This window comes from Streptomyces sp. NPDC046308 (genome assembly GCF_055588065.1).
Window position 1 is genome coordinate 211,822 of record NZ_JBVJFB010000003.1, and the last position, 17,207, is coordinate 229,028.

Genomic DNA, 17,207 nt, shown 5'->3' on the forward strand with positions numbered 1-17,207 from the left:
TCGGGACGGCGGAGAACGTGAAAGGGCCCGGGGGAATCCCCCGGGCCCTTCGTCGTGTCACACGGGTCAGCCGAGGCTGACCGTACGCGCCGAGACGGCGCCGATCTCGGCGGAGATGTCCGCGAGGACGTTCGCCGGGACCTCCGCGTCGACGGTGAGGACGGCGAGCGCCTCGCCGTGCGCCTCCGCACGGGCGACCTGCATGCCCGCGATGTTCAGACCGGCCTCGCCGAGGACGCGGCCGACGGTGCCGACCACGCCGGGACGGTCGGTGTAGCGCAGCACGACCATGTAGTCGGCGAGCGCCAGGTCCACGTCGTACTCGCCGATGCCGACGATCTTCTGCAGGTGCTTCGGGCCCGCGAGCGTGCCGGAGACCGAGACCTCCTGACCGTCCGACAGGGTGCCGCGGACGGTCACCACGTTGCGGTGGTCCGGGGACTCCGAGCTGGTGGTCAGGCGTACCTCGACCCCGCGCTCCTGTGCGAACAGGGGGGCGTTGACGTAGGAGACCGTCTCGTCGACGACGTCCTCGAAGACACCCTTGAGGGCGGAGAGTTCGAGCACCTTGACGTCGTGCTGGGTGATCTCGCCGCAGACCTCGACGTCGAGGCGGACCGCGACCTCGCCCGCGAGGGCGGTGAAGATGCGGCCGAGCTTCTCGGCGAGCGGCAGGCCCGGACGGACGTCCTCGGCGATGACGCCGCCCTGGACGTTGACCGCGTCCGGCACGAGCTCGCCGGCGAGGGCCAGGCGCACCGACTTGGCGACCGAGACACCGGCCTTCTCCTGGGCCTCGTCCGTGGACGCGCCGAGGTGCGGGGTGCAGACGACCTGGTCGAGCTCGAAGAGCGGGGAGTCCGTGCAGGGCTCCTTCGCGTACACGTCGAGGCCGGCGCCGGCGACGCGGCCCTCCTTGATGGCCGAGTACAGCGCGGCCTCGTCCACGATCCCGCCACGAGCAGCGTTGACGATACGGACGGAGGGCTTCACCTTGTGCAGGGCCTCGTCCCCGATGAGACCGAGGGTCTCGGGGGTCTTGGGCAGGTGCACGGTGATGAAGTCGGCGACCTCGAGGAGCTCGTCCAGCGTCAGCATCTTGACGCCCATCTGGGCGGCGCGCGCGGGCTGCACGTAGGGGTCGTACGCGACGATCTTCATGCCGAAGGCCGACATGCGCTGCGCGACCAGGACGCCGATGCGGCCGAGGCCGACGACACCGAGGGTCTTCTCGCTGAGCTCGACACCCGTGTACTTGTTCCGCTTCCACTCGCCGTTCTTCAGGGCGGTGTTGGCCTGCGGAATGTTGCGGGCGGTGGCGACGAGCAGACCGCAGGCCAGTTCGGCGGCCGTCACGATGTTCGAGGTCGGGGCGTTGACGACCATCACGCCGGCCTTGGTGGCGGCGGAGACGTCGACGTTGTCCAGACCGACACCCGCGCGGGCGACGACCTTCAGCTTCTTGGCGACGGAGATGGCCTCGGCGTCGACCTTGGTGGCGGAGCGGACGAGGATCGCGTCGACGTCGACGATCGCGGGCAGCAGCTCCGCGCGGTCGGCTCCGTTGACGTGCCGGATCTCGAAGTCCGGACCGAGCGCGTCCACCGTGGCGGGCGACAGCTCTTCGGCGATGAGTACGACAGGTTTCGAGCTCACGTGGGTCATCCTCACAAGTCCAGTGCGGACGGCCGTCCCGACGGCCGCAGGCGGTGGAGGGGGTAGCCGCGTGGAAGACGCACGACACTGTGGGCCTGACGCGTATGTGTTGAGCAGTGTAGTGGCGCAGGCGGACCGGATTTCCGCCTGTACGGAAGGATCACCCTTCCGGGGTTGGCCGTGTTGGACAAGCGACGCGCGGCGGGGCCGGGACACAGCGTCCCGGCCCCGCCGTCCACGATCAGCTCTCGTCGCTGTCGACCCAGCTCATCAGCTTGCGCAGCTTCTTGCCGGTGGTCTCCAGCAGGTGCGCCTCGTCGGCCTTCTTGTACTCGTTGTACTTCGGCAGACCGGCCTTGTACTCGGCCATCCAGGTGTTGGCGAACTCGCCGCTCTGGATCTCCGCGAGGACCTGCTTCATCTCGGCCTTGGTGGCGTCCGTGATGATGCGGGGGCCCGTGATGTAGTCGCCCCACTCGGCGGTCTCGGAGACCGACCAGCGCATCTTCTCCAGGCCGCCCTCGTACATGAGGTCGACGATGAGCTTCAGCTCGTGCAGGCACTCGAAGTACGCGATCTCCGGCTGGTAGCCGGCCTCGGTCAGCGTCTCGAAACCGGCCTTGACCAGGGCGGACGCGCCACCGCAGAGGACGGCCTGCTCACCGAACAGGTCGGTCTCGGTCTCCTCGGTGAAGGTGGTCTTGATGACGCCGGCGCGGGTGCCGCCGATGCCGGCCGCGTACGAGAGCGCGAGGGCGAAGGCGTTGCCGGAGAAGTCCTGCTCGACGGCGGCGATGCAGGGCACGCCGCGGCCTTCCTCGTACTGGCGGCGCACCAGGTGGCCCGGGCCCTTCGGGGCGACGAGGGCGACGTCCACGTTGGCCGGGGGCTTGATGAAGCCGTAGCGGACGTTGAAGCCGTGGCCGAAGAAGAGCGCGTCGCCCTCCTTGAGGTGGTCCTTGATGGACTCCTCGTAGATCTCGGCCTGCAGCGGGTCCGGCGTCAGGATCATGATGACGTTCGCCCACTCGGCGGCCTCGGCCACGGGGACGACCTTCAGGCCCTGCTCCTCGGCCTTGGCCTTGGACTTCGAGCCCTCCTTCAGGCCGACGACGACGTCGACGCCGGAGTCACGGAGCGACAGCGCGTGGGCGTGGCCCTGGCTGCCGTAACCGATGACCGCGACCTTGCGGCCCTGGATGATGGACAGGTCGGCGTCGTTCTCGTAGAACAGCTCGGCCACTGGGATATCTCCTTGGTGCGCTGGTGTTGCTCCCACCGTACGGCGGGGAACGGAATCTGAGTTTCTCGGTCTCGCTATGCGAGCTGAGCGTGTCTGGAGCGGCTTGCGTGTCCGCTGCGCCCGGCGGGTCAGGCGCTGCGGTCGAGCGCGCGCAGACTGCGGTCCGTGATGGACCGTCCGCCACGCCCTATGGCGATCGTGCCGGACTGCACGAGTTCCTTGATGCCGAAGGGTTCCAGCATCTTGAGCATCGCGCCGAGCTTGTCGGAACCGCCGGTGGCCTCGATGGTGACGGCCTCCGGGGAGACGTCGACCGTCTTGGCGCGGAACAGCTGGACGATCTCGACGATCTGCGAACGGGTCTCGTTGTCGGCGCGGACCTTCACCAGGACGAGTTCACGCTCGATGGCGTTGTGGGACTCCAGCTCGACGATCTTGAGCACGTTGACCAGCTTGTTCAGCTGCTTGGTCACCTGCTCGAGCGGGAGGTCCTCGACGTTCACGACGATGGTGATGCGGGAGATGTCGGGGTGCTCGGTGACGCCGACCGCGAGGGAGTCGATGTTGAACCCGCGGCGGGAGAACAGGGCGGCGATCCGGGCGAGGATGCCGGGCGTGTTCTCGACCAGGACGGAGAGCGTGTGCTTGGACATGTGGGGCGTTCTCTCTCTCGGCTCTCTCGGCTCAGTCGTCTTCGTTGTCGCCGAAGTCGGGACGGACGCCCCGGGCTGCCATGACCTCGTCGTTGGAGGTGCCGGCGGCGACCATCGGCCACACCATGGCGTCCTCGTGGACGATGAAGTCGATCACGACGGTACGGTCGTTGATCGCGTTGGCCTCGGCGATGACCTTGTCCAGGTCGGCCGGGTCCTCGCAGCGCAGCGCCACGCAGCCCATGGCCTCCGAGAGCTTGACGAAGTCCGGGACGCGCGTGCCCTTGCGGGGCGCGATGGACTCGCCGAGCTGGGAGCCGACGGTGTCGTGGCCGGTCTCGTCGGCGTGCAGGACGGTGTTGGAGTACCGCTGGTTGTAGAACAGGGTCTGCCACTGGCGGACCATGCCCAGCGCACCGTTGTTGATGATCGCGACCTTGATCGGGATGTTGTTCAGGGCGCAGGTGACCAGTTCCTGATTGGTCATCTGGAAGCAGCCGTCACCGTCGATCGCCCAGACCGTGCGCTCGGGCATGCCGACCTTGGCGCCCATCGCGGCCGGGACCGCGTAGCCCATGGTTCCGGCGCCGCCGGAGTTGAGCCAGGTGCGGGGCTCCTCGTACTTGACGAAGTGCGAGGCCCACATCTGGTGCTGGCCGACGCCGGCCGCGAAGATCGTGCTCTTCGGCGCGAGCGCGCCGATCCGCTCGATGACCTGCTGGGGCGAGAGGCTGCCGTCGGTGGGCAGGTCGTAGCCCAGGGGGTACGTGTCGCGCCAGCGGCTGAGGTCGTTCCACCAGGCGGTGTAGTCCCCGGCGTGGCCCTCGGTGTGCTCGGCCTGGACGGCCTGGATCAGGTCGGCGATGACCTCGCGGGCGTCACCGACGATCGGGACGTCGACCGCGCGGTTCTTGCCGATCTCGGCCGGGTCGATGTCCGCGTGGATGATCTTGGCGAACGGGGCGAAGCTGTCCAGCTTGCCGGTGACGCGGTCGTCGAAGCGGGTGCCGAGGGCGATCAGCAGGTCCGACTTCTGCAGCGCGGTGACGCCGGTGACGCTGCCGTGCATGCCCGGCATGCCGACGTGCAGCGGGTGGCTGTCGGGGAAGGAGCCCAGCGCCATCAGGGTGGTACAGACCGGGACGCCGGTCAGCTCGGCGAGGACCTTCAGCTCGGCGGTCGCGCCGGACTTCATGACGCCGCCGCCGACGTACAGCACCGGGCGCTTGGCCTGGCAGATGAGCTTGGCGGCCTCGCGGATCTGCTTGGCGTGCGGCTTGGTGACCGGCCGGTAACCGGGGAGGTCCTGGGCGGGCGGCCACGAGAAGGTGGTCCTGGCCTGCAGGGCGTCCTTGGCGATGTCGACCAGGACCGGGCCGGGGCGGCCGGTGGAGGCGATGTGGAAGGCCTCGGCGATCGTCCGCGGAATGTCCTCGGCCTTGGTGACCAGGAAGTTGTGCTTGGTGATCGGCATCGTGATGCCGACGATGTCCGCCTCCTGGAAGGCGTCGGTGCCGATCGCCTTGGAGGAGACCTGCCCGGTGATCGCGACGAGCGGCACCGAGTCCATGTGCGCGTCGGCGATCGGGGTGACGAGGTTGGTGGCGCCGGGGCCGGAGGTGGCCATACAGACGCCGACCTTGCCGGTGGCCTGCGCGTAGCCGGTGGCGGCGTGGCCGGCCCCCTGCTCGTGGCGGACCAGGATGTGACGGACCTTCTTGGAGTCCATCATCGGGTCGTACGCGGGGAGGATGGCGCCGCCCGGAATGCCGAAGACGGTGTCGCACCCCACCTCTTCGAGAGAGCGGATGAGGGACTGCGCACCCGTGACGTGCTCAACTGCGGCGGACTGCTGTCCGCCGGAACGGGGCCGCGGCTGCGGATGGTGGGCCCCGGTGGCCTGCTCGGTCATCGGCATTCTCTTCTCGAAGCTGAGGGTTTACGCGGATTCGACTCTGTGCCAGTGCAACAAAAAACCCCTCGTGCCGGGAGGCAAGCGAGGGGAGCGCGTCGGGGGTGTTGAGCGAGGACATGCAGGTCCCAGCTTCAGCCGACGCGCTTTCCAAGTACGAGAATTCGGGTGCGCATGGCACTGACCCTCCCTCTGGCGGGAGGGTGATGTCAAGTAGGTGGGACGGGCGTCTCATTATGTGAGCCTCTACGCATGGCCATCGATCCCCCGGGGGAGCCGCCGGCCAGTGCTGGTTGGGCCGCTCCGCCCGGTACTGGGAACGTACCGCGCACCAGCGCGCGGCGCAGCCTGTACTCGTCGAGCGGGCCGGAAAAGGCCATTCCCTGACCGTGCGTGCACCCCATCGCGCGCAGCGCGATGACCTGCTCGGGGAGGTCGACCCCGTCGGCCACCGATCGCATGCCCAGGTCGTTTGCGATGCGCAAGAGACCGGCGGTGATCTTGTGCAGGCGGGCCGACTCGACCACGCCCTCCACCAGGCCCCGGTCCAGCTTGAGCATGTCCACGGGAAGGCGACGCAGGGCGCTGATGGCCGCGTAGCCGCTGCCGAAGCCGTCCAGGGAGATGCCCACCCCGAGCCGGTGCAGGGCCGTCAGGCGGCGCTCCAGGTCGTCGAAGGGCACTCTGGGGTCGGATACGGCGAGCTCCAGCACCAGGGCTCCGGAGGGCAGGCCGTGCCGGGTCAGCAGGGCCTCCACGGAGCCGAGCGGCATGGCGCGGTCCAGGAGCCGCTGGGCGGTCATCCGCACGGCCACCGGTACGTCGTGCCCGGCCCGGTGCCGGTCGGCGGCCTGCTCCACGGCCTCCTCCAGCAGCCACCGGCCCAGCTCGGCGGTGCGCGAGGCGTCCGGGCCCGCCGTGCCGGAGCCGCCGGAGGCGCCGGGTCCGCCCGCACCGCCCTCGCTGTACTCGGCGACGCGGAGGAACTCGGCCGGGGTGAAGAGGATCCCCTGGGCGGAGCGCCAGCGGGGCTGCGCGGCGACGGCCGCCACCTCGCCGGTGGTCAGCGAGACCACGGGCTGGTGCAGCAGCGCGAACTCCCCCTCGTGCAGTGCGGTCCGCAGCCGGCCGGCGAGCTCGGCCTTCCGTACGACCTCGGCCTGCATCTGGGGGGCGTACATCTCGACGCGGTCCTTGCCGCCCGCCTTGGCCCGGTACATCGCGAGATCCGCGTTGCGCATCAGGTCCGAAGGGGTGATGCCGGGGTCGGCGAAGGCCACGCCGATGCTGGCGGCCACCCGCACCTCGCTGCCGCCGATCCGGTACGGCTGGGAGAGGGTGGTGCGCAGCCGGTCGGCGATCTCGCGCACCTGGTACTCGCGTGCGCTGCGGTCGCGGTTGCCGTCGCCCAGGATCAGCGCGGCGAACTCGTCCCCGCCCAGGCGGGCCGCGGTGTCCCCGGCCCGGACGGAGTCCTGGAGCCTGCGCGCGGCCTCGATGAGCAGCTCGTCGCCGGCCTGGTGGCCGATGGTGTCGTTGACCGCTTTGAAGCCGTCGAGGTCGATGAAGAGCACCGCGGTGCTGTGGTCGCCCGTGCGCCGGCCGGTCAGGGCCTGGCGTACCCGCCGGGTGAAGAGGGCGCGGTTGGGCAGGTCGGTCAGCGGATCGTGCTCGGCGCTGTGCTGGAGCTGGGCCTGCAGGCGGACCCGCTCGGTGACGTCCCGGCTGTTGAGGATGAGCCCGCCCTGGTGGCGGTTGACGGTGGACTCCACGTTGAGCCATTCGCCGCCGCCCGACTTGAAACGGCACTCGATGCGGGTGGTGGGCTCCTCGGTCGGCGGTGCGGCGAGGAAGCGGCGTACCTCGTGGACCACCCGGCCGAGGTCGTCCGGGTGGATGAGCATGGCGAGCTCGGTGCCGACCAGCTCCTCGGCCTCGCGGCCGTAGACCCCGGCGGCGGCGGGGCTGACGTAGCGCAGGGTCCCGGTGGGCGCGGCGATCATGATGACGTCACTGGAGCCCTGGACCAGGGAGCGGAAGTGGTTCTCCTTCTGGGCCAGTTCCTGGGTGAGCGCGATGTTGTCGAGGAGCATGATGCCCTGGCGGATGACGAGGGCGAGCACGACCGTGCAGCCGGTGAAGACGACCATCCTGTCGACCTTCCGGCCGTCCACGACGTTGTAGAGGATGCCGAGGGTGCACACGGCGGCCGCGAGGTACGGGGTGAGGGCGGGGAGCGAGCCGGTGATCGGGCGGCTGTGCGGCCGTTCCCCGCGCGGGTGCCCGGCCGGCTCCGGGCCCGGGTGGATGCGCCGGGCGCCCCAGGGGGCGTACGCGAGCAGGAGCGAGCCGGCGAACCAGCCGGCGTCGAGGAGCTGTCCGGACTGGTACTCGGCGCTCAGCAGGGGCGAGGTGAACAGCGCGTCGCTGAGCACGGTCAGGGCCAGCGCCGCGATGGCCGTGTTGACGGCGGAGCGGTTGGTCTCGCTCCGCCGGAAGTGCAGGACCAGGACCATGGAGACGAGCGCGATGTCCAGGAGCGGGTAGGCGAGGGAGAGTGCGGCGCGCGGGACGCTGCCCGGGGCACCGGACTGGGCGGTCCGCGCCGCGTGGGCCAGCGCCAGGCTCCAGGACAGGGTGAGCAGGGAGCCGCCGATGAGCCAGGAGTCGAGCCCGAGGCAGACCCAGCCGGCGCGGGTGACCGGACGTTTGGCGAGGACGAGCAGGCCCACGATGGCGGGCGGGGCGAAGCAGAGGAAGGCGAAGTCGGCCAGCGAGGGCTTCGGGACCGGCTGCCCGAGAATCACCTCGTACCAGCCCCAGACCGCGTTGCCGCCGGCGCCCATGAGGGAGGAGAAGGCGAAGAGCAGCCAAGCGGGGCGTTCACGGCTGTCGATGGCGCGCGCGTACGTGTAGCACGAGACGGCGGCCAGTAAGCCGGCCGCGCTCAGTCCGAAGTCGCCCATGATCTCGGCGACTTCCTCCGAGCCCCAGTTGAGGGCGGCGCCGACGGCGTACCCGCCGCTGACCACCGCGAGGAGCAGCTGCATCGCCAGACCCCTGCCTCCGCCCGTGACGGACGGCCGGTTCAGGAGCGCCGCCCCCGGCGCACTCACCGGTCCCCCTCGCCGGCTGGTTCCGGTGCAGCCCAGTCTCGGCAGCGTCGCCTGCGGCGGCTGTGCCGCGTCGGATCCTTCGTCCATTGGCCGTGCATCGCCCGTCGCCCCCCAAAGTGTCCGATCACTCCCCAGCGCCAGACGTTCGTGGCGCAGCCCCTTGTTCCGGACGATACACCACTTTCGTCACTCAGGGACATAGTCCCTCTACTCTCAGTTACCGAGCGGAGGGTCCTTCCCACGGTGCGCGTCCGGGTGAATGCGGAGCGTGTGCATCGTTTGGTTCACCCGGTGATCAGCACCGTGTGTTCCATGGGCTCTCCGGTGGCGAACCGGCCGAGCTGGCGGGCCAGCAGGCGCTTGGCGCGTGGCTCGAACGCCGTGCTGCTGCCGCCGACATGGGGCGTGATCAGGACATTCGGAGCATGCCAGAGCGGGTGGCCGGCGGGCAGCGGTTCCGGGTCGGTGACGTCGAGCGCCGCGCGCAGTCGGCCCGATTCGACCTCCGCGAGCAGGGACTTGGTGTCGACGACGGGGCCGCGGGACACGTTCACCAGCAGAGCGCCGTCCTTCATGCGGCTCAGGAAGTCGGCGCCGGCCAGGCCCCGGGTGGCGTCCGTCAGCGGCGTCACGAGGATCACCACGTCGGCCTGCGGCAGAAGGCCGGGCAGGTCGGCGAGGGCGTGCACCGGCCCGCGCCCGGTGGTCCGCGCCGTACGGGCCACGCGGGCGATCGGCCCGCATTCGAACGGCACGAGCCGGTCCTCGATGGCCGAGCCGATCGATCCGTAGCCGATGATCAGAACGGACTTGTCCGCGAGTGCGTCGTAGAAGCCGGAGCGCCACTCCTCGCGGTCCTGTCCGCGCACCATGCCGGGGATGCCGCGCAGGGAGGCGAGGGTCAGCGTCAGGGCGAGCTCGGCGGTGCTGGCCGTGTGGACCCCGGCGGCGTTGCACAGCGAGACGCCGGGGCGCAGGTCGCCGAGACGGCCCAGCACGTCGTCGATGCCGGCGGTCAGGGTCTGGACGACGCGGACCGCGGTCATGGCGGCGAGCGGGCGCACGGTGACCTCGGCGGGCTTCATGTAGGGGGCCACGTAGAAGACGCAGGCGGCGGGATCGGCCGGGTAGGCATCCTCGCCGTCCCACAGGCGGTACCGGAAGGAGTCGGGGAGGCCGGCGACCTCCTCGGCGGGGAAGGGGAGCCAGACGTCCTGGGGCGTAGCAGTCATGATCACGAGGCTATGCCAAGCCGTCTTGATCAAGCCGTTAGTTTGGTGGCCGGAGCGTGAGGGGGACCGAGGGGTGGAGCGCAGGTCGATCGGGGCGGGGGCGCTGACCGTGGGCGCCGTCGGCCTCGGCTGTATGCCGATGAGCTGGGCGTACGCGCCTTCGCGGCGGCGGGGACAGGAGTCGCTGGCGGCGGTCCACGCGGCGCTGGACCTGGGGTCGAACCTGCTGGACACGGCCGACGTGTACGGGCCGTTCACCAACGAGCTGCTGCTGGGGCGGGTGCTGCGGGAACGGCGCTCCGAGGCCTTCGTCTCGGCCAAGGTGGGTCTGCGGGCGGGTGACCAGCACGTGGTCGCCGACGGGCGGCCCGGCTATCTGCGGCGGGCCTGCGACGCCTCGCTGCGGCGGCTGCGGACCGATGTCATAGACCTCTACCAGCTGCACCGGGTGGATCCGGAGGTGCCCGTGGAGGAGACGTGGGGTGCCATGGCGGAGCTGGTGGGTGCGGGGAAGGTGCGCGCCCTCGGCTTCTGCGCGCTGGGCGCCGGGGCCGGGCCGGGGGCGGGGCGCAGCGGGGACCGCAAGTACCGGACGACGCTGCGGCACCTGGAGCGGCTGCAGCAGGTGTTCCCGGTGAGCGCGGTACAGGCGGAGCTGTCGGTGTGGTCGCCGGAGGCGGCGTGGCAGCTGCTGCCGTGGTGCGCGGCGCGGGGTGTGGGCTTCCTGGCGGCGATGCCGCTGGGCAGCGGGTTCCTCACCGGGACGCTCACTCCGGGTGAGGGCTTCGAGCCGCAGGACGTGCGGGCCCGCCATCCGCGGTTCACGGCGGAGGCGATGGCCTCGAACCAGGTGCTGGTGGCGGGGCTGCGGCGGGTGGCGCGGCGGCACGGGGCGGAGGTCACGGCGGCGCAGGTGGCGCTGGCGTGGGTGCTGGCGCAGGGGCCGCAGGTGGTGCCGGTGCCGGGGGCCGACCGGGCGCACTGGGCCGCGGAGAACGCGCGGGCGGCGCAGGTGCGGCTCTCGGCGGGGGACCTGGCAGAGATCGCGGCCCTGCCGGTCGAGGTGGGAGCCTGGGACTGAGCGACAACCACTCGATCGAGTGTACGAGTGGTGGAACTTCGGGAACTGCCGCCGCTGTTGAGTCTGGTGAAGGGCACGATCGGAGGACCGGAAGGAGCAGGGCGATGCGATACGGACGTTCTCCCCGGCACGTGGGGTACGAGGCACAGGGCGCGCGGCATGGGAGCGTGCTGGCGGCGGTGGCTCTGGCGGGGTGCGGCGCTCTGCTGGCGGCGGGATGCGCACCGGCCGGCGCTCCGGGAGCGGGGGGCGGGAGCTCTCCACCGGGCACGGTCGCGGCGGGCTCCGGGCCGGCGGGTCCGTCGGGGAGCGCGTCCGCCTCGCCGGAGGCGACCGGGCCGCCGGCCAAGGGCGCGGTGACGGTGACCGGCGAGGTCGCCAGGGGCCTGGAGTCGCCGTGGGGCGTGGCCGAGCTGCCGGGCGGCGATCTGCTGGTCGCCTCGCGGGACAAGGGGACGATCAGCAGGGTCGCGGTGGGCTCGGGCACGGTGACACGGATCGGCGAGGTGCCGGGGGTGGCCCCGGGCGGTGAGGGCGGGCTGCTGGGTCTCGCGCTGTCGCCCTCCTTCGCCTCGGACCGGCTGGTGTACGTGTACTTCACGACGGAGTCCGACAACCGCATCGCCCGGCTGCGGTACGACGAGCACAGATCCCCCGGCCAGCAACTGGGTGCGCCGGACACCGTGTTCCGGGGCATCCCCAAGGGCCTCGTGCACAACGGCGGCCGGATCGCCTTCGGCCCGGACAAGATGCTCTACGCCGGGACGGGCGAGACGGGCGACAAGGCGCTCGCGCAGGACAGGAAGTCGCTGGGCGGCAAGATCCTGCGGATGACTCCGGACGGGGATCCGGTGCACGGCAACCCGGAGGCGGATTCCGTCGTCTACTCCTACGGTCACCGCAATGTGCAGGGCCTCGCCTGGGACAAGGACAAGAGGCTGTGGGCGGCCGAGTTCGGCCAGAACACCTGGGACGAGCTGAACCTGATCGAGCCCGGGGCGAATTACGGCTGGCCCGAGGCCGAGGGGAAGGCGGGCAGGCCCGGCTTCCGGGATCCGGTGGCCGTGTGGAAGACCGACGAGGCCTCGCCGAGCGGGATCGCCTGGGCGGAGGGTTCGGTGTGGATGGCCGCACTGAAGGGCAACCGGCTGTGGCGGATACCCCTGGCCGGGACTGAGCCGGTGGCGGAGCCCGAGGCCTTCCTGGAGGGGCGGTACGGCCGGCTGCGGACGGTGGTGGCTCTCGGCGGTGACCGGTTGCTGCTGGTGACGAGCGAGACGGACGGCCGAGGGTCGCCGGAGGCGGGCGACGACAGGATCCTGACGCTGACCGTGCGGTGACCGACAGGTCTGCGCACCAGGACCACAGGGACGGTGGGTGCTTTGTTCAACATGATCGAGGAGCTGTTCAACCCGGGACGCAAGCACACGAACGACGAGAAGAAGCGGCTGGAGCTGTCCCGGACCGACGTCAATGACAACGATCCGGGACGGGGGCCGATAGACCTCGACTCCGGCAGAGTGCTCATACGCCCTGCCGAGCAGCCTCCGGACGAGGGCTGACCGGGCCGGGGCCGCCCTCTGCGGGGACGCCGTGGACGGGCGGGGCGAAGAGCCGTAGCCGGTGGGCGAGGGCGGCCGCCTCGCCGCGGCCGGCGACGCCCAGCTTGGCCAGGATGTTGGAGACGTGCACGCTCGCCGTCTTCGGGGAGATGAAGAGTTCCTCGGCGATCTTGCGGTTGGTGCTGCCCGCCGCCACCAGGCGCAGGACGTCCCGCTCGCGGCTGGTCAGGCCGAGCGCCTCGACCGGGTCGCTCTGCGGGGCGGTCGGGGCCGCGGACGGGTCGGCGTCGGCCAGCGGGAGCCGGGCCCGCCGGGCGAGCAGGGCCAGGTCCTCGCGCAGCGGTCGGGCGCCGATCCGCTCGGCCGTGGCATGGGCCTCGCGGAGCAGGGCGGCCGCGGGTTCCCTGTCGCCGGCGGCCAGCAGGGCCTCGGCGAGCCGGTGGCGGGCCCGGGCCAGCAGGTACGGGCGCTCCAGCGGGCGGACGGCCGCCTCGACGGCGGTCCAGTCCGCGGGGGTGTCGCGGGCCTCGGCCCGGAGCAGCTCGGCCCGGAGGTACTCGGCGTGGGCGGTCCACAGCGGGACGGGGGTGGCGAGGGTGTGCGCGGCGCCGCGCAGCAGGTCCAGGGCGGCGCCGCGGCCGGCGTCGGCTGCGGGCAGACCGCGTGCGTCCGCCTCGGCGGAGGCCGAGGCGAGCAGCAGCGGCCAGGCGTAGCGGTGCTGGCCGAGCGGGAACCCGTAGGCGACGGCGGCGGCGGTCTCGGCGCGCACGTCGGCGATCCGGCCCTCTCCCGCCGCGATCCCGATGGCGAGGCGGTACAGCGGTATCCGGTGCTGGGGCTGGGTGTCGTGGGTGCCGAAGTGGGCGTGGGCGGCGGCGAGCTGCTGGGCCGCCTCGGCCAGCTCGCCGCGGGCCAGGGCGAGGTGGGACAGCCGCGTGGTGGCGGAGCCGCGCGGGGCCGCGCTCTGGCCGACGCGCAGGGTGCGGCGGGCCGCCTCGGCGGCCTCGTCCCAGCGGCCGAGGCTGTAGAGGCTCTCGGCCATGTTTCCGCAGACCCAGGCCTCGCTGTCCATCAGCCGGGATTTCCGGACCAGTTCGGCCCCTTGTTCGGCCAGTTCCACGGCTTCGCGGGACCGGCCCATGCTTTCCAACTGAGAGGTGAGATTGACATGCGTACGACCCGCCAGCCTGGTGAGTCCGAGCTTCGCGGCACGTTCCCGGACCGCGTGCAGTTCGGCGAGGCCACCGGCGCCGTCACCGGAGTCGGTGAGCAGGCAGCCCACCGTGATCCGGGCGTTGAGCTCGGTGTCCTCGGCGCCCAGCATGCGCGCGTACTCGACGGCGCGTTCGGCGGCGGCGAGGTTGTCGGGTCCCGGCTTGTGGAGCATGCCCCAGCTCGCGGCCCGGACCAGGACCTCGGCGTGCACCTGGGACGGGGGCAGCCCCCGGACGAGTTCCTGGGCCTTGGCGATCTCCTCCCAGCCGTCGCCGCGGCCGAGGCTCGCGACCAGCCGGGAGCGCTCGGTCCAGAACCAGGCGGCCCGCAGCGAGTCGCGTTCCTCCTCCAGCAGGCGCAGCGCCATCTTCGTGATCTTCAGGGCCCGTTCGCGCTCGCCGCCGTAGCGTGCCGCGACGGTCGCCTCGGCCAGCAGGTCGATCCGCCGGAGCGGGGTGGCGGTGGAGTCGTCGCAGCCGCACGGCGGGTACACCTCGGTGTAGTCCGCCGGGCGCAGCGACTCGCGGACGTCCTCCGGAGCGCTGTCCCACAGGTCCATGGCCCGCTCCAGCAGGCGCAGTTGCTCGGAGTAGGCGTGCCGGCGGCGGGCTGCGACGGAGGCGGCCAGTACGGCGGGCAGCGCCTTGGCGGGGTCGTTCGCCTGGTACCAGTAGCTGGCCAGCCGGATGACCCGCTCCCCCGAGCGGATCAGCGACTCGTCGGCCTCCACGGCTTCGGCGTAGCGGCGGTTGACGCGGGCGCGCTCACCGGGCAGCAGGTCGTCGCTGACGGCCTCGCGGACGAGCGAGTGCCGGAAGCGGTAGCCGTCGCCGTCGGGGGTGGCGAGCAGGATGTTGGCTCCGACCGCGGCCCTCAGCGCTTCGATCAGCTCGTCCTCGGTGAGGCCGGCGACGGCGCGCAGCAGCGGGTACTCCACGGTGGAGCCCCCCTCGGCGACGATCCGCACCAGGCGCTGGGTCTCCTCGGGCAGCACCTCGACGCGGACGAGGAGCAGGTCGCGCAGGGATTCGGTGAGGCCGGTACGGCAACCGCTCTCCCGGGAGGCGACGAGTTCCTCGACGAAGAAGGCGTTGCCGTCGGACCGGTCGAAGACGGAGTCGACGAAGTCCTCGTCGGGCTGCGTGGCGAGGATGCCGGCGAGCTGGCGGCGCACCTCCGCCCGGTTGAAACGGGCCAGTTCGATGCGCTGGACGGTGCGGAGCCGGTCGAGTTCGGCGAGGAGGGGCCGCAGCGGGTGGCGGCGGTGGACGTCGTCCGCGCGGTAGGTGGCGACGACGACCAGCCGGCCGCTGCCGAGGGTGCGGAAGAGGTAGGAGAGCAGGTGCCGGGTGGAGGTGTCCGCCCAGTGCAGGTCCTCCAGGACGAGGACGACGGTGCGGTCGGCGGCGAGCCGCTCCAGCATCCGGGCCGTCAGTTCGAAGAGCCGGGCGGTGCTCTCCTCGTCGTGCGGGCCGCGCGGGGTGTCGCCGAGTTCGGGCAGGATCCGGGCGAGTTCGTCCTCCTGGCCGGCGGTGGCGGCGGCCAGTTCGTCGGGGAGCAGGCGGTGCAGGGTGCGCAGGGCCGTCGAGAAGGGGGCGAAGGGAAGTCCCTCAGCCCCGATCTCCACACAGCCTCCGACGGCGACGACGGCGCCGCGGCGCTCGGCCTCGCAGACGAACTCCTCGGTGAGGCGGGTCTTTCCGACTCCGGCCTCTCCGCCGATGAGCATCGCCTGGGGCTCGAGGCCGGCGGCGCGGGTCAGTGCGTCGGTGAGTACGGCCAGTTCGTCGGCTCGGCCGACGAACACCGGGCTGACAGATCTGGTCTCCACGTCGCCGAGCATCGCACAGCCGTCCGGTGCGGCGGCACTCGATATCGGTGCGCTTCTCATCACGTGTCGGTTCAGGCGGAGCGGGGCGCGTGGCCCGCGGTGCGGGCGGGGCGGCTCCGGAGTGCTCTCACCGACCCTCGCGGTTCCGGATGGGGCAAGGAGGCGCGGCGCGCGCCGGCCTGCCGGACCGTGCGGTACGCGGCGGCCTCGCGGAGGAGGTCGGCGGTGCGGGCGGTGGCGGCGATCTCGTACTCGAACATCTCGTACTCCCTGGTGGCGTTTCTCGGGCACCTCGTTCGGTGTGATCCGAGATTCGCGTCCCAGGGGGTGTCGGCACATCGGTCGCATGCCGCATCTGCCTGGCGCGGGGGGCCTTAGTCCGGGCCGGGATGGGCCCGGACCAGGCCGAGTTCGCCTAAGGCAGTACCTAGCCCGCCGCCTTCGGGATGGCGAGGAGGAGGTCGAAGTACATGAGGACGAAGAGGAGTACGCCGAGGGCGCCCAGGCCGATGCCCGCCCAGGAGACGGACCGCACCCAGGTGGGGAGGACGCGCTCGGGGGTGCTGAAGGCCGGGAGGGCCAGCACGAAGGTGGCGATGATCAGGGCGAGGGCGGAGAAGACTCCGTTCACCATCGCGGTGGTGTGCCACGGGTCGACGAACTGGGCGGCGATCTGCGCGTTGGCGTCGGCGGCCTGGCTCAGCTCCAGCCGGGCGGCGACGCTCGCGCGCTCGGACACGATGCCGGCGACCCAGCTGCCGCTGAGGGCGACGACGCCGAGCCCCGCGGCGACGATCGCGAAGGCAGCGGAGCCGACGTGGCCCGGCTGCGCGCTCTCCGCCTCGTCCTCGTCCCCGTCCTCGGTGAAGGTCTCGTCCTCCGGGTCCGCGTCGGTGCGTACGGAGTCGGCCTCGGCCTCGGCGGGCTGGGCGGCCTCGGTCTTGTCGAGGTCGACCGGGGTGGCGTCCGCCTCGGTGGCGTTCGCGGCGGGGGTCTTCGTGGTGTCCATGCGGGGCACCGTAGGCGCCCTGTCTGAGAGTTTTCTGAGAATCCGCTGGGGTGGCCACAACGGGCTCCGCGGTGGGCGGGGCCCGGACCGGCGGGGCCCGGACCGGCGGGCGGTCGATCCGGGCTAGGCGGAGCGGGCCGCGGACCACTCATGGGCGAGGAGGGACCAGACCTCGGTGTCCTGGCGGACGCCGCGGTGCAGGTAGTTCTGCCGCATGACGCCTTCCCGGGTCATGCCGAGGCGCTCGGCCACCGCGAGGCTCTTCTTGTTGCCGGTGGCGGCGTGCCACTCGACGCGGTGCATGCCGCGCTCGCCGAAGGCGTAGTCGATCAGGACCTGGCAGGCCTTGGTCACCAGGCCCCGGCCGGCCGCGGCGGGCTCCAGCCAGCAGCCGATCTCGCAGTTGCCGCCGTCCGCGTCGAAGGCCGGGAAGAGGACCCCGCCCACGAGGGTGCCGTCGAGCCGGATGCCGAAGAACCGGGCGCCGTCCTCCCCCGCCTTCACGGCGTACTTGGCCAGGAAGGCCCTGGCGGATTCGAGGTCGGGCGAGCGGTCGGGGAAGCCGACGTACTGGCCGATGAACTCACGGCCGCGTTCGATGTGGGCGAAGAACTCCTCGGCGTGCCGGGCCTCGAGCGGGAACAGCTGGGCGTCGTCGGCGAGGTCTATCGAGAACATGCGCGGTCTTCCTTGGGTC

The 17,207-nt window shown here is 71.6% G+C and carries 13 protein-coding genes; 3 read left to right on the top strand and 10 right to left on the bottom strand.

All coding sequences use genetic code 11. The annotated features are described in order from the left end of the window. Positions 1-66: 66 nt before the first annotated feature. From serA to ACZ6JT_RS14850, 6 genes are all read right to left on the bottom strand, one after another. Positions 67-1,656, bottom strand: coding sequence for a phosphoglycerate dehydrogenase (serA, locus tag ACZ6JT_RS14825; RefSeq protein ID WP_469209928.1), 1,590 nt, complete (start codon positions 1,654-1,656; stop codon positions 67-69). A 241-nt stretch (positions 1,657-1,897) separates the two neighbouring features. Beyond that, the gene (gene ilvC, locus ACZ6JT_RS14830) at positions 1,898-2,899 is read right to left on the bottom strand and encodes a ketol-acid reductoisomerase (RefSeq protein WP_469209931.1); all 1,002 of its coding nucleotides are present in this window, start codon (positions 2,897-2,899) and stop codon (positions 1,898-1,900) included. Between the two features lie 128 nt (positions 2,900-3,027). Continuing rightward, the gene (gene ilvN / locus ACZ6JT_RS14835) at positions 3,028-3,552 is read right to left on the bottom strand and encodes an acetolactate synthase small subunit (protein WP_030010002.1); all 525 of its coding nucleotides are present in this window, start codon (positions 3,550-3,552) and stop codon (positions 3,028-3,030) included. 31 nt (positions 3,553-3,583) lie between these two features. Continuing rightward, a complete protein-coding gene (locus ACZ6JT_RS14840; protein ID WP_469209933.1) occupies positions 3,584-5,470 on the bottom strand; it encodes an acetolactate synthase large subunit in 1,887 nt (628 codons plus the stop codon). Between the two features lie 203 nt (positions 5,471-5,673). Then, entirely contained in the window at positions 5,674-8,580 is a 2,907-nt protein-coding gene (locus ACZ6JT_RS14845; protein ID WP_469209934.1) for a putative bifunctional diguanylate cyclase/phosphodiesterase, read from the bottom strand. A gap of 284 nt (positions 8,581-8,864) precedes the next feature. Continuing rightward, entirely contained in the window at positions 8,865-9,812 is a 948-nt protein-coding gene (locus ACZ6JT_RS14850) for a 2-hydroxyacid dehydrogenase (protein ID WP_469209936.1), read from the bottom strand. Positions 9,813-9,885: 73 nt separating this feature from the next. On the opposite strand from ACZ6JT_RS14850, the gene ACZ6JT_RS14855 reads away from it, so the two are divergent. The 3 genes from ACZ6JT_RS14855 to ACZ6JT_RS14865 all read left to right on the top strand — a co-directional run bounded on the left by ACZ6JT_RS14855 (position 9,886) and on the right by ACZ6JT_RS14865 (position 12,455). Then, on the top strand, positions 9,886-10,893 hold the full coding sequence (locus ACZ6JT_RS14855) for an aldo/keto reductase (protein ID WP_469209937.1): 1,008 nt from the start codon (positions 9,886-9,888) through the stop codon (positions 10,891-10,893). Between the two features lie 104 nt (positions 10,894-10,997). Further along, positions 10,998-12,233 (top strand): PQQ-dependent sugar dehydrogenase, encoded by a 1,236-nt coding sequence (locus tag ACZ6JT_RS14860; RefSeq protein WP_469209939.1) that lies wholly within the window; start codon positions 10,998-11,000, stop codon positions 12,231-12,233. A gap of 42 nt (positions 12,234-12,275) precedes the next feature. Further along, positions 12,276-12,455 carry a DUF6191 domain-containing protein gene (locus tag ACZ6JT_RS14865; RefSeq protein WP_365470153.1) on the top strand — a complete coding sequence of 60 codons (180 nt, stop codon included), beginning with the start codon at positions 12,276-12,278 and terminating at the stop codon, positions 12,453-12,455. Here the strand turns inward: ACZ6JT_RS14865 and ACZ6JT_RS14870 are convergent. From ACZ6JT_RS14870 to ACZ6JT_RS14885, 4 genes are all read right to left on the bottom strand, one after another. After that, positions 12,418-15,513, bottom strand: coding sequence for a helix-turn-helix transcriptional regulator (locus ACZ6JT_RS14870; RefSeq protein WP_469210695.1), 3,096 nt, complete (start codon positions 15,511-15,513; stop codon positions 12,418-12,420). The two genes, ACZ6JT_RS14865 and ACZ6JT_RS14870, sit on opposite strands and share 38 nt — an antisense overlap. 59 nt (positions 15,514-15,572) lie before the next feature. Then, entirely contained in the window at positions 15,573-15,761 is a 189-nt protein-coding gene (locus ACZ6JT_RS14875; protein WP_469209941.1) for a hypothetical protein, read from the bottom strand. Positions 15,762-15,928: 167 nt separating this feature from the next. Continuing rightward, on the bottom strand, positions 15,929-16,510 hold the full coding sequence (locus ACZ6JT_RS14880; protein ID WP_469209943.1) for a hypothetical protein: 582 nt from the start codon (positions 16,508-16,510) through the stop codon (positions 15,929-15,931). A 123-nt stretch (positions 16,511-16,633) separates the two neighbouring features. Then, the gene (locus tag ACZ6JT_RS14885; protein WP_469209945.1) at positions 16,634-17,188 is read right to left on the bottom strand and encodes a GNAT family N-acetyltransferase; all 555 of its coding nucleotides are present in this window, start codon (positions 17,186-17,188) and stop codon (positions 16,634-16,636) included. Between the last annotated feature and the right edge of the window lie 19 nt (positions 17,189-17,207).